This is a genomic window from Thalassoroseus pseudoceratinae (assembly GCF_011634775.1).
Taxonomy (GTDB): Bacteria; Planctomycetota; Planctomycetia; order Planctomycetales; family Planctomycetaceae; genus Thalassoroseus; species Thalassoroseus pseudoceratinae.
In genome coordinates, this window is the sequence record NZ_JAALXT010000001.1 from 83,722 (window position 1) to 96,509 (window position 12,788).

Consider the following 12,788-nt stretch of genomic DNA (forward strand, 5'->3'; position numbering starts at 1 on the left):
GCATTCACCGCGTGAGTTGAAAACAAAGAAACCGCTATGGGTCTAATCAATTTTTCGCTGAAGAACCGCTACGCCGTTCTCGCGGCCGCGATTGCGTTGTGCCTGCTCGGTGCAGCCGTCATTCCGGGCATCACAGTCGACATCTTGCCGGATTTCAAAAAACCCGTGGTGGTCAGCTTCTTCTCATATCCCGGTCTGCCCACGCTCGACATGGAGAAGTCTGTCACCTCTCGGGTCGAACGAGCATTGACGTTGGCGGGAAAAATCGAACACCAGGAATCGCGGACGGTTCCCGGTGCGGCCGTCATCAAAGTGTTCTTCCAACCTGGTGCCGACTCCAGTTCGGCGATGAACGACATCGTCAACCTCGAAGCGAGTGATATGTTCCATTTGCCGCCTGGAATCGAATGGCCGTTCACATTGCGAAGCGAACCGTCGAATTTGCCGGTGGTGCTCGCCGCGATTTCCGGTGAGGGATTGAGTGAGTCGGAACTCTACAGCATCGGCTACTACGCAGTCCGCAACAAAATGGGTGGATTGAAAGGCGTGCAGATTCCGCATCCGTTTGGCGGAAAATTTCGTCAGATGATGGTCTACGTCGATCCTGCAAAACTTCAGGCGTACCACGTTAGCGCGACCGATGTCGTTGAGGCCCTTCGGAAATCCAACTTGGTCTTGGCGGCGGGAACAGCCCGATTGGGTGGCACGGACTACCAAATCCATCCGCGAAATACGTTGCCTACCATCGAGGAGATCGAAGCGATTCCCGTAGCCGTGCGTGATGGACGACCGATTTTCATTCGCGACGTCGGTGTGGTCGAAGACGATGCCGCCTTGCAATACAACATCGTCCGCGTCAACGGAAAACGCAGCGTTTACTGTCCTTTATTGCGTGAACCCGGCGAGAACACGATTGCCGTCGTCGACCGAATCACCGAAGGAATCGCCACCGAAATTCCCAAGATGAAAGAACGCGGGGACATCCCCGAAGCGACCGAAGTAACACTCGTTTCCGACCAATCCCATTACATTCGTAACGCGATGTCGAACCTGTTAAACCAAATCGGTTTGGGGGCGGCGTTGGTAGCGGTTGTCGTGTTGGTGTTTCTCCGTCGGTTCCTTCCGACCTTGATCATCGTGTCGACAATTCTGCTCGCGATTTTGATCGGAGGCTTGGGGTTTGCGTTTACCGGACAAACGATCAACGTGATGACACTGGGCGGTATCGCGCTCGCGATCGGTACGGTTGTGGATGCCGGAATCGTGGTCGTCGAAAATGTGATTCGGCATCAGCGAATGGGCAAGTCCACACTTGATGCCGCTCGCGAAGGCACGCAGGAAGTCTCCGGTGCGATCCTCGCGGGTACGATCACCACGCTCGCGGTGTTCTTGCCTGCTGTGTTTTTGACCGGGATGATCAAATACCTTTTCGAACCGCTCTCATTGGCGGCCACCTTCACCATTGGCGCGTCTTACGTCCTAGCCCTGACGGTTGTCCCTGCATTCTGTGCCACGTTTGTTCGTGAGAAATTCCAGCCGAACGATGACGCTCGAACGTCCGATTCGGAACCTAAGAAAGACGCACCTCGAGGGTTCTACGGACGGTTCCTTCAGACCGCCCTGAAATTGCCTGCGTTGAGTGTATTGATCGTTGTGATCGGCGTTGGTGCGACCTTCCTACTTTGGCCGTTCATTGGTTCGGAACTCTTTCCCGATGTGGATGCCGGAACGTTCGAGATTCGTCTGAAAACGGTTCCCGGAAATGAACTCGCGGAAACCGAGCAATTGGTTGCGCGTATCGAGGACACAATCAAAGAGGTCATTCCGGAAGATGAAATCGAAACGCTGATCGCCAACATCGGATTGCCGGTCGGCAAAGGGGCGGGGTTCTCGACGGTTCTCAGTTCGAATTCCGGACCGGACACCGCGTATCTAATCGTCAACCTCAAGCAATCTGGCCGGACAACAAGTTCGAAGACGTATATTAACCGACTCCGTGAAAAGTTCGCTGAAGACTACCCACTCGAGCAGTTCTTGTTCGTCTCCGGTGGCATCGTGAACATGGCCCTCAACGAAGGCGTGCCGACCCCGATCAGTGTGCAAGTATCCGCTGGGACGATTGGTCAATGTCGGGACGCTGCCGAAGAAATTGTGGAAGTCGTCGAGCAAATCGCTGGCACGGAGGACGTGCAAATCGCGCAGTCACTCGACTATCCACAGTTCGACGTGCAGGTGGATCGAACTCGCGCGAAGTATCTTGGTGTGGACCAGGAAGAGGTGGCTCAAACCGTTCTGACGGCTCTTGGATCGAGTGTGGGTTACTCGCCGACAATTTGGATCGACCCCAAAACTGGCGTCGATTTCTTCATGGGGGTGCAATACAAAGACAACCATTTTCAGTCGCTCGATGAAGTCCGCAACATTCCGATTTCGCTCGAAACCCCAACTGGTCCCGTCACCATTCCCTTGTCGAATATCGCCACTGTCGATCGCGTGACGATTCCCGGAGAAATTGCACACTACAACATCGCTCGCGTGAACGACGTGCATGTGAACGTATCAGGACGAGACGTCGGTTCCGTGGCTCGGGATGTCGAAGATGCGTTGGCGAAGATGGAATTTGCCAGCGGAGTCTCCACCACACTTCGCGGGCCGGTGGAAACGATGAAATCGGGAATGAACCTGTTGGGTGTCGGCTTGCTGGTGGCGGGAATCCTTGTCTACTTGGTGTTGATGGCCCAGTTCCGTTCGTTCGTTGATCCGCTGATCATCATGCTCGCCGTGCCACTCGGATTGGGCGGAGTGTTGGTTGTTCTGTTCCTCACGGGCACAACGCTCAACATCCAATCGTTGATGGGAATCCTGATGATGATCGGCGTGGTTGTGAACAATTCGATTTTGCTGGTCGAGTTCGCCAATCGTCGCCGTTTGGATGGCGTCTCCCCATCTGAGGCGGCTCTGTCGGCAGCTCAGGTGCGGTTGCGTCCCATCTTGATGACCTCGCTAACCCTAGTTGCATCGATGTTGCCGTTATCGTTTCAACTTGCTCCCGGCAACGAAGCCATGATTCCGCTCGCGCGAGCACTACTGGGGGGAATGCTGGCTTCGACGGTTCTCACGTTGATCCTTGTACCGTGTGTTTACGCGTTGGTTCATCGTCGGCACGCGTGAATCGAGTCGACAGCCGAGACACCGTCAAACCAGCCCGTCAATGCATCGCACGGTCGTCGGGAATAGTCGTCGATTTTCGTTGACCCACACGAGTTTTCAAAGCGAAGGTTCCCATTCACCTCCGAGATCGCACGTTGTAAATCGCCGTTCCAAACGATAAAGTTGGACGAGCAAATCGCGATTTGTCACTTGGAGGTTCCCATGCAGAACGCAATCAGTCGAGCCGGCATCTTGCTCAGTCTTCTCTGGCTCATACTCGTCCCAACTCTTGGTAACGCCGCCAAGTTGGATGAGTTGTCGTTGGATCGCTGGAAGCAACTTCGGGAAGTGGAACGATACCAACTGAAAATTTGCGAGGAGTACTACCGCGACAAGAAATGGAAGATCGCAGCCGACGAATACGAAAAATTTCTGACCCTTTACGAAACCAGCGAAGCCGCTCCCTATTCACTACTGAAGTGGGGATTGTGCCAACTCCAACTGCGGAAACAGAACACAGCAATCAGCGAAGGATTCCAATCCGTCATTGATTATTGGCCGGAATCTGTGGAAGCGACTTCGTCGGCGTACTTCATCGGCCAAACCTACAAGAACATCGGCGAACCGAAGAAAGCGAAACAAGCTTACGCCGCAGTTCTCAAGAATCATCCCAAACATCTTGTTGCTGTCTATGCGTTGCATGATCTCATTGACATCAGCAAAGTGGAAGGCGATCTCGACGGGCGTGTTGAGCTTTGGAAGCGGTTGACCTTCGACACTCCCCGCACGAAAGATTCCAGCAATTTCTGCGTGAAGGCATCGCAAGAGTTGGCGTCCTATTACTTTCACGAAGCGGCCTTCAACGACGGTGTCAAAGCCCTGGAAACGAGCTACACCGACGCAGACTTGCCGAATCGAGTCTTCGAGTACACGAAGTCCGCCGCGACGACGCTTCACAAAGATCCGAAGAAACAAACCGAGGCAGAAAAACTCGTTGACGACGGAATCCAATGGTTGAAACGAGAGACGCCAACCGATCTTGCGGATGATGAACTCAAGCAGGCCGCGAAGAAACGCTGGTTTGCAATCGTCGATCTCAACCGCGCAATCGAACGTGATCAGGAAATCGTCGATCTGTATAAGCAAATGCAGGATCGGTTTGGCAAGGACGACGAAATCCTTGATCACTTGGCTGGCTGGCAAAAGTCGCAAGACAAATTCGATGCGGCTCGTCAGACCTACAATCAATTTGAAGACCAGATCAAAGGGCAATCGCGGATTGCCGAGAGTTACTATCAACAACGTGAGTACGCGAAAGCGGCTAACGCCTATCAACAGGTACTCGCACTCGACCCGGAAAATCCGCTCAAGTGGAAGCCCGCTATCGCGAGCAACTATCGTCGCGCGAGCAAACCGGATCCCGCAATTGCGGTTTACCGCGAACTGATTGTCGATGACGCCAACAATCCGACACGTTGGCAAATGGAGATCGGTCGCACCCTGCGTGATGCAGCCCGTTATGATGACGCGATCCGCCAGTATCAATCCACCAGCGACTTCCCGCAGAATGTGATCGAGATTGCGGACTGCTATCGTCGACAAAAGAAGTGGAAATCGGCGATCCAGTCGTACGCTCAGGTTGTCGGAAGCGCAGAAAATCAAAACCGGGCGGCTTGGGCGTTGCTTCAGATTGGCGACTGCTACGAAAAGTCTGGCAACAAGGAAGCCGCGATTCGTGCCTTCCAGCAAGTCTGCAAGAAATACCCGAAGGATGGCTACGCAAGCCAAGCCCACGCACGACTTCAAAAAGACTACGGAATCACTGTCACCTTCGGCGGTGGCAAAGACGAATAACTCGGTCACAAATCGACCGCATGGATAGAGAGTACTAAATCATGGCTATGAACCCAGAACTTCGCGATCAAGCTCAACAGATGATCCAGCGCATTGTGCATCTACGGGACTCTCTTTGACTACGATGCCAAATTGCAGGATGTCGATGAGATCAACCAAAAGATGGCCGCCCCGGATTTCTGGGACGATCAGGAACGCGCTCAACAGACCGTCGGACAATTGAGCCGGTTGAACGCCAATGTGAAACCGCTCGGTGAATTGATTCAATCCGCCGAAGATATCGGTGTGCTCTTGGAGTTCGCGGAGGATGATCCGTCATCCGAGAAAGAGCTTGCCGAAACCGTACCGCAGTTGATGCCCAAACTCGAAGCGGTCGAGCTGCAAGCGATGATGAGCGATCCCGCGGATGCGTCAAATGCGTTTCTCAAAGTCCAAGCGGGGGAAGGCGGAACCGATGCGTCCGACTGGGCGGAGATGTTGCTGCGGATGTATCTGCGATGGGCGGAGCAACGTGGCTTCAAAGTCGAGATGATCGACCGATCCGATGCGGAAGAAGCAGGAATTCGCAACGCGACTATCCTCATCAGTGGCGAGTACGCATACGGTTGGCTCAAGGGCGAAAATGGAAATCACCGACTGATTCGCATTAGTCCCTTCGATGCAGCCGGTCGGCGACAAACGTCGTTTGCAGCGATCGATGTCACTCCCGAGGTCGACGATAACATTGATATCGATATCGATTGGGACAAAGACGTGCGTGAAGATACGCTGCGTTCGAGCGGTGCGGGCGGGCAGCACGTGAACAAGACCGAATCGGCCGTGCGGGTCACGCACTTGGAAACCGGTGTGTTCGCGTTATGTCAAAGCGAACGGAGTCAGCACCAGAACCGAGCCACCGCGCGAAAAATGCTGCTGTCGAAACTCTATCAGTTGGAACTCGAACGCCGACTCGATGAAGTGGCAGCCCGACGGGGAGAGAAGTCAAAAATCGGTTTTGGCGGCGAAACAACCCGTCACTATGTGCTTCACCCTGAGCAGTACGTCAAGGATGCCCGAACCGGTCACAAGACCGGCCAACCGGATGCCGTTCTCGATGGCGACCTTGATTCGTTCTTGGAGAGTTATCTCCATTGGAATCTGGGAGACGAAAGCTCGCCAAGTGCTTAGTCGCATTGAGTCAATCAGGGTGACTCGCTCCGTTAAGCGGGTCACCCTGATGTCTTTCCGTCGGCTATTTCTGGGCCAACGCCCGCTCAATGCCGTCTTCCAAGCTAGCCGACTCGTCCTTGTTCCAGACGACCGTGCCGTCACGCCCCACGACCCAGACCGTCGGCAGATACTCCGCCTCAAACCCACGAAGTGTGTCGAGGGCACCGTAGCCGTTGAGCCAGTCGATTCCCGTGGTTTCAAGAAACCCGCGGATCGCTTCAATGCGATCGACATCACGAAACGTCAGCCCGATGAACTTCACACGGTCTTGGTACTTCCGCTGAAGTTCAATAAGTTCCGGAGCTTCTCGGAAACAGTGAACGCACTCAGGAGACCAAGCGTGGACGACAAGAACCTCGCCGTCGAGAGATTCAGCCGACGGCGGTTCTCCCTGAATCCAACCGGACGCAACCAGCGGTGGCGTTGGTTTTCCAACATCCAAACCACCAACATTTGATGTGTTTCTCGCACGCAGCCAAAAGGAGAACCCAACGGCTGCGCCAACCGTCAATATAACCAACACCCAGAAACTCGATCGCGACGGAGGCACCGGTTGCTCGAGCCCAGTGGTTTCAGAGTTCATACAATGCCTCGTATTTCGTTTTCAAATGCCGCATGAGTGGTTCGTGCGAGAGCGGTTTGCCGGTCACAACTTCGACCAACTTAGGAGCCGGAAACTGTCGACCGCGTTGGTGAATCTCACGATTCAGCCACTCTCGTAACGGCGTGAACTCCCCATTGGCAAATTGCGGAGCAAGATCACCAAGTTGCTCCGTTGCGGATTCGAAGAACTGGGCGGCGTACATATTACCGAGTGCATACGTCGGGAAGTAGCCGAGCAAACCGGCACTCCAATGGATATCTTGTAGGCAGCCTTCCGAGACACTCCGCGGACGCATTCCGAAAAACCGCTCGAAGGTTTCGTCCCACACGCTTGGCAAATCCGCGGGTGGCAAGTCACCGGAGAGCAGGGCGGGTTCCAATTCGAATCGCAGCATGATATGCAAATTGTACGTCACTTCATCCGCTTCCACTCGGATGTAGCTTGGTCGAACATCATTGATTGCAAAGACGAAATCATCGCGTCCGACATTGCTCAGAGCTTCCGGAAAAGCCAGTTTCGCCGGTTCGAAAAAGTGATTCCAGAACGCCGGGCTACGACCAACGAAGTTTTCCCACATCCGCGACTGCGATTCGTGGATTCCCAGTGAAACGGATTCCCCCATTGGCAGACCGAACTGGGCTTTGTCCAAACCTTGCTCGTACATTCCATGTCCGGCCTCGTGCAACGTGCCGAAGAATGCTCCGGGGAAATGATGTTCGTCGTAACGGGTCGTCAAGCGACAATCGCCCGGCCCTGTCCCGGAACAGAACGGGTGAGCCGATTCATCAAGACGGCCATCTTCGAATCGAAATCCAATCTTCGTCGCGGCGTCCACTCCAAATCGGCGTTGAGCCTCAATCGGGTAACTCCGGGTGATAATGGTTTCGTCCGGTTGTTTCGAGGCGTCGCGAATGGACTGCACCAAGGGCACCAGTTCGTCACGCAACGCCGAAAAGGCCGCCTGAATTTCCGCCTGCCGACCTCCGGGTTCGTAGGTTTCCAAGAGCGCATCGTAAAGCACACCACTCTCGCTACCGTAGGCTTGAGCTTGCTCGCGTTTCAATTTCAGGATGTGCTCGAGAAACGGCAAGAAGTGTGCGTAGTCTTCGTTTTTTCGTGCGATCACCCAATTTTGTTGACCCGCGGATTCCGCTTCCGTGAGTTCTTCAACGAGCCGACGTGGCAGTTTCGTTGCTCGCTCGTAGTCTCGAAGTGCTTCACGCACATTGGCAACTTGCGGCGAATCGGCATCACCGAGATCGTCTCGGGACTGCAATTCTTGAAGCAACTCTCCCAGTCGAGGAGCCGTCAACCGCTCATGAGCCAATCCGGACAGCGTGCTCAGTTGCTTGGCACGATGCGATGCACCTCCGGGAGGCATCTTGGTGCGTTCATCCCACTCCAAGACCGCGCCACAAGATTGCAGAAGCTTCCCCGCCTGAAGTTCCCGCACCATCTCATTGTATAATTCGCTGGTTTCTGGCATTCGACATCCTCAATCGAGATGGAAAGCATTCGGCTGCGTCTATAAATTGTGACGCAGATGTCTGATCAAATCGTGGAAACAACCAAGCATTCTAGAAAGTTCACACCATGAGCAACACCCTTCCCGAAGTTGGCAAGCGAGCCCCCGCCTTCACGCTGCCCGCCCACCCCGAGGGCAAAATCATGCTGAGTAAGCTCAAGGGAAAGAACGTGGTTCTCTACTTTTACCCTCGGGACAACACGCCTGGATGCACCACCGAAGCGTGCGACTTTCGCGACCATCTCGCGAGTGTCGAGTCGGACGAAACTGTCGTGCTCGGTGTGAGCACGGATTCTTTGACTTCGCATAAAAAATTCGCCGAGAAATTCGACCTGCCATTTCCGCTGCTTTCCGACGAAGACCACAAGATTTGTGAGAAATACGGCGTTTGGGTTGAGAAAAACATGTATGGCAAGAAATCCATGGGGGTGCAGAGAGCAACTTTCCTCATCGACAAAACCGGCAAAATCGCTGCGATTTGGCCCAAAGTGCGTGTGAAAGGGCATGTGGCCGAAGTTGCGGAGAAACTCGCCGAACTTGAGTAATCTGGGTAAAATCGGCTACCATCAAATTTGGTTTTCCCCATAAAACCGCTTGTTATTTTGGGGAATTCCTCCACAATTTTTCAGATTCCTACGTATTGAACAACGGTGTCGGACCACCCCGGTTAGGATGATCCGCTGGCACTTCCGACACTCCTATCCCCGCCTTCGGCTTACATACTCATTGATTCAGAGGAGATTGCGATGAGAACACACACAAGGTGGCTCGCTTCCATGGCGTGCGTCGCTGTGACGGCGAGCTTTGTCTTCGCGTCGCAGTTGCACGCTGAAGACGCCAAGACGGAATCGAAGTTCACCAAGGCCACCAAGGATCTCAAGACCGTGGACGGCATGTTCACGCTCTATCACAACGAGCAAAAACTGCTGGTCCTGATTAAGAACAGCGATCTGAAGAAGAATTATTTTGTCGCCACTTCAATTGCCCGCGGGATCAGTAGTGGTTCGCTGCTGGGCGGGTACAGTTGGGGTTTTGGCGACGATGCGATTTGGACGTTCAAGAAAGTCGGTGACAAACTGCACGTTCTCCGTCGGAATGTTCGGTTCAAAGCCAAAGCTGGGACGCCCGAAGCAGATGCCGTCAAGCTGGCGTATTCCGACAGCGTGTTGTATTCCTTGCCGATCATCGCTGAGGAAAAAGGCGGCGTACTGGTCGACATGACACGCATCTTCATGAGTGACGACCAACAAATCGGTTCGTCGCACGGTTTGCGATTCGCTTCGGATCGATCCACATGGGCCAAGCTGAAAGCGTTCCCGAAGAATGTCGAACTGCAAGTCGCCGCCGTTTACACCGGGAGTCGAAATCTCGAGACCGTCGCCGATCCTCGTGGCGTGCAAATCAATGTTCACTATTCGATCAGCGTACTCCCTGAAAACGGATATCACACACGTTTGGCCGACGACCGTGTCGGTTACTTCCTGACGGCCGTCAAAGACTTCTCGCAAAACGATGACGAAGAACACTTCGTGCGATACATCAATCGCTGGAAGCTTGAGAAGGCCGCCCCCGACGCGGAACTCTCGCCACCCAAAGAACCGATCGTGTTCTACATCGAAAAGACTGTGCCGATTGAGCTGCGTCCGTATGTGAAAGCCGGAATTCTGGAGTGGAACAAGGCATTCCGAAAACTTGGCTTCGACGGAGCAATCGAAGTTCGCCAACAACGTGAAGAAGACGATTGGGATCCGGAAGACGTTCGCTACAACACCTTCCGCTGGATCACTGCCGAAGCGGGTTTCGCAATGGGACCGAGTCGCGTTAATCCTATGACCGGGCAAATCCTCGATGCGGATATCATTTTCGACGCAAGTTTTCTCCGCTACTGGACGGAAGACTGGGAAGTGTTCAGCCCGGAACAAGTCGCACGCATCACGAATGGCGTGTTGCCCACGCAGAAGAATCCGTCATCGCTTCCCGTTCAAGACGGTCGTGGCGGCATTCCGCAGATTCTCCCGGAATCCAAGCGAGCAGAAATCGCCGCGAGAGATTGCTCCCTTGGTCACGGTATGCAACAACAAATGGGCTTTGCGGCGACGGCGCTCATCGCAATGCAGAAGGCCGACTCTGAGGGAAAACTTCCCGATGAGTTCATCCATCAGGCGTTGAAAGAAGTGGTGATGCACGAAGTTGGTCATACACTCGGCTTGCGACACAACTTCAAAGCTTCAAGCTGGAAATCCCTGAAAGAGATTAACAGTTTGCCGGTCGACTCGGATCAGCCGACGGTCGCCAGTGTTATGGATTATACGCCTGCGAACATCGCTCCCAAAGGAAGCAAACAAGGGCCGTACTACACGCCGACGATTGGTCCATACGATGAATGGGCTATCGAATATGGTTACAAAGTCGATGCGAATGATGAAGAACTCAACAAAATCGCCAGCCGTGGTGCGGAAGATGGCTTGGATTACCTGACGGACGAAGACACCCGTTCGTACGATTCCGATCCACTGACAAACCGATTCGACCTGGGTGAAAACCCAATTGAATTTGCTCGCGCACGAATGGATCATTCGACGAAGTTGTTGTCGAAGGTCTTGGAGCGTGTCGGCAAAGACGGTGAAGGGTACCAGAAGGTTCGACAAGCATTCGGGATGCTGTTCAGCGAGTACTGGCGGACGGCCTTGTTTGCCGCGCGTTTCCCGGGCGGACTGTACGTGCATCGCGACCACAAAGGCGACAAGAACGCTCGCCCACCATTCCAGGTGGTTGAAGCCGCCAAACAGCGTGAGGCGATGAAACTCCTCACCGAAACTACGTTCGGAACTCCGAAGTACGACCCCGAATTACTGAATCACTTGGCCGCATCACGCTGGAACCACTGGGGAATGAACTTCTCCAGTCGAATTGACTACCCGATTCATGACTACGTCGAAATGATGCAGTCAAGAATTCTGGGTGAGTTGCTCAGTTCCACAACTCTCAGCCGACTGCATGATGGTGAACTCAAGGTCTCAGCGGACACCGAGGCATACACTCTTGCAGAGCACTTGCGAACGCTCTCAGATAGCATCTTCTCGGAGTGGACCACACCGACCGCTGGCGACTACACCGTTCGCAAACCGTATGTTTCGAGTTTTCGCCGAGGATTGCAGCGAATGGCTCTCAAAGACTTTGCAGCACTGGTCACTCGGGGCTACGGTTATCCCGAAGATGCTCGCGCACTCGCGCGGATGCATCTGACAAATCTCGATGCCAAACTGACCGAGTTGCTGAAGAATGACAAGGTAAAACTCGACGATTACTCGCGAGCCCACTTGATGGATAGTCAGCAGCGAATCCAACAAGTTCTCAAGGCGGGTCTGCAGATGAATTCTATCAACTGAACCAGCCGTTCCAGTAGTCTGTCGTTCAAACAACGCGGACCTGTGAGAAATTGCCAGCAAGGCGATTTCACACAGGTCCGTTTTTTGATGAGTTGCGTCTCAGTGCAATTTCGAAGTCGAACCTTGAAACCGACGAGTCGCTTACTGCGTCAGTTGAAGACCGAGGCCGGTTGAGTCTCAAGAAACTGCGTTGCGACAGCGTGCGTGGGTTCCGTTCTTATCGTGCAAGGGCGTCGAGCAACAGTTTCGGTTTGTTGGTGGTAATGGAATCGACTCCCAATTGCACCCACTGACTCGCCTCCGCCACGTCATCCACGGTCCAGACATGAAACTGCCGATCGGCTTCGTGGATTTCTTGCACGAGTTCCGCGGAAACCGCGTCCAGCTTGTTCTGCGTTCCAATCCCGCTGGCATCAAGTTGCTCGAGCTTTGTTGGAAGAGATTTTGGGGACGGCTGCCAGCGTCCAATTTTGCGTTTGAACCCGGTCAGCCAATTGATCGTGACGGTCGGAATCTGAGTTCGGATTGCTTTTACCACGTCCTCGTTGAACGAAATCACGCGGACTTGCTCCAGCGGAAATTGCGTTTCGGTGAGTTGACGCTTTAACACGGGGACGATTTCCGGACCGCATTTGATTTCGATGTAGATGAGCTTGCCATCCGGCACTGTTTTGAGAACTTCCTTGAGAGTTGGAATTTTCTCTCCGGCGTATTGCGAGTCCTTCCACTTTCCAACATCGACCGCACGCAGTTCCGCGAGTGTCGATTGATCGACTTTCAAATTCCGATCGCCCGTTCGTTTCGTTGTTCGGTCATGAATGCAGACGATCTCGCCATCAGCACTGAGATAGAAATCGCCTTCGATTCCATCGGCGTTCTGCTTCCACGCCAACTCAAAAGCGGACAACGTATTTTCCGGGGCAGCGTGCGACGCCCCACGGTGAGCAATGATCAACGGTCGCTCCGCGAAAGCAGAGTTGCTCATGACGACCATGACAGACATCCAAACAAAAAATTTCCGCATTCTTCCAACATTCCCCAGAAACAAAAGGAGTCC

Annotated in this window: 8 protein-coding genes; 5 read left to right on the top strand and 3 right to left on the bottom strand. The window is 53.8% G+C overall.

Going from position 1 to position 12,788, the window contains the following annotated elements:
- Positions 1 to 36 precede the first annotated feature (36 nt).
- The 3 genes from G6R38_RS00245 to prfB all read left to right on the top strand — a co-directional run bounded on the left by G6R38_RS00245 (position 37) and on the right by prfB (position 6,171).
- On the top strand, positions 37 to 3,171 hold the full coding sequence (locus G6R38_RS00245) for an efflux RND transporter permease subunit (RefSeq protein WP_166819691.1): 3,135 nt from the start codon (positions 37 to 39) through the stop codon (positions 3,169 to 3,171).
- A gap of 201 nt (positions 3,172 to 3,372) precedes the next feature.
- Complete coding sequence (locus G6R38_RS00250; RefSeq protein WP_166819692.1) at positions 3,373 to 5,004, top strand: tetratricopeptide repeat protein; 1,632 nt, start codon at positions 3,373 to 3,375, stop codon at positions 5,002 to 5,004.
- A gap of 47 nt (positions 5,005 to 5,051) precedes the next feature.
- Positions 5,052 to 6,171, top strand: a protein-coding gene (gene prfB, locus G6R38_RS00255) for a peptide chain release factor 2 (RefSeq protein WP_206028466.1) whose coding sequence is annotated in 2 segments (ribosomal slippage) — positions 5,052 to 5,120 and positions 5,122 to 6,171 — 1,119 coding nt in all. Because the reading frame shifts where the segments join, the coding sequence is not laid out codon by codon here.
- Between the two features lie 64 nt (positions 6,172 to 6,235).
- On the opposite strand, the gene G6R38_RS00260 is transcribed toward prfB, so the two are convergent.
- Together G6R38_RS00260 and G6R38_RS00265 are read right to left on the bottom strand one after the other, a co-directional pair.
- Positions 6,236 to 6,796, bottom strand: a complete 561-nt coding sequence (locus G6R38_RS00260) for a TlpA family protein disulfide reductase (RefSeq protein WP_166819694.1) — start codon at positions 6,794 to 6,796, stop codon at positions 6,236 to 6,238.
- Positions 6,786 to 8,303 (bottom strand): carboxypeptidase M32, encoded by a 1,518-nt coding sequence (locus G6R38_RS00265; protein ID WP_166819695.1) that lies wholly within the window; start codon positions 8,301 to 8,303, stop codon positions 6,786 to 6,788. Before G6R38_RS00265 ends, G6R38_RS00260 begins: the two co-directional genes overlap by 11 nt.
- Positions 8,304 to 8,410: 107 nt before the next feature.
- Between G6R38_RS00265 and bcp the strand changes: the two genes are divergently transcribed.
- Together bcp and G6R38_RS00275 are read left to right on the top strand one after the other, a co-directional pair.
- The gene (gene bcp / locus G6R38_RS00270) at positions 8,411 to 8,887 is read left to right on the top strand and encodes a thioredoxin-dependent thiol peroxidase (protein ID WP_166819696.1); all 477 of its coding nucleotides are present in this window, start codon (positions 8,411 to 8,413) and stop codon (positions 8,885 to 8,887) included.
- 201 nt (positions 8,888 to 9,088) lie between these two features.
- On the top strand, positions 9,089 to 11,731 hold the full coding sequence (locus tag G6R38_RS00275; RefSeq protein ID WP_166819697.1) for a zinc-dependent metalloprotease: 2,643 nt from the start codon (positions 9,089 to 9,091) through the stop codon (positions 11,729 to 11,731).
- Positions 11,732 to 11,948: 217 nt separating this feature from the next.
- Here the strand turns inward: G6R38_RS00275 and G6R38_RS00280 are convergent, their stop codons facing one another.
- Positions 11,949 to 12,755 (bottom strand): glycerophosphodiester phosphodiesterase, encoded by an 807-nt coding sequence (locus tag G6R38_RS00280; protein WP_166819698.1) that lies wholly within the window; start codon positions 12,753 to 12,755, stop codon positions 11,949 to 11,951.
- Positions 12,756 to 12,788 lie beyond the last annotated feature (33 nt).

What these genes read in the sequence shown, in the direction of transcription:
- G6R38_RS00245 (WP_166819691.1), top strand. Translation starts at nt 37, where the DNA reads ATGGGTCTAATCAATTTTTCGCTGAAGAACCGCTACGCCGTTCTCGCG.
- G6R38_RS00250 (WP_166819692.1), top strand. Translation starts at nt 3,373, where the DNA reads ATGCAGAACGCAATCAGTCGAGCCGGCATCTTGCTCAGTCTTCTCTGG.
- G6R38_RS00260 (WP_166819694.1), bottom strand. Translation starts at nt 6,796, where the DNA reads ATGAACTCTGAAACCACTGGGCTCGAGCAACCGGTGCCTCCGTCGCGA.
- G6R38_RS00265 (WP_166819695.1), bottom strand. Translation starts at nt 8,303, where the DNA reads ATGCCAGAAACCAGCGAATTATACAATGAGATGGTGCGGGAACTTCAG.
- bcp (WP_166819696.1), top strand. Translation starts at nt 8,411, where the DNA reads ATGAGCAACACCCTTCCCGAAGTTGGCAAGCGAGCCCCCGCCTTCACG.
- G6R38_RS00275 (WP_166819697.1), top strand. Translation starts at nt 9,089, where the DNA reads ATGAGAACACACACAAGGTGGCTCGCTTCCATGGCGTGCGTCGCTGTG.
- G6R38_RS00280 (WP_166819698.1), bottom strand. Translation starts at nt 12,755, where the DNA reads ATGCGGAAATTTTTTGTTTGGATGTCTGTCATGGTCGTCATGAGCAAC.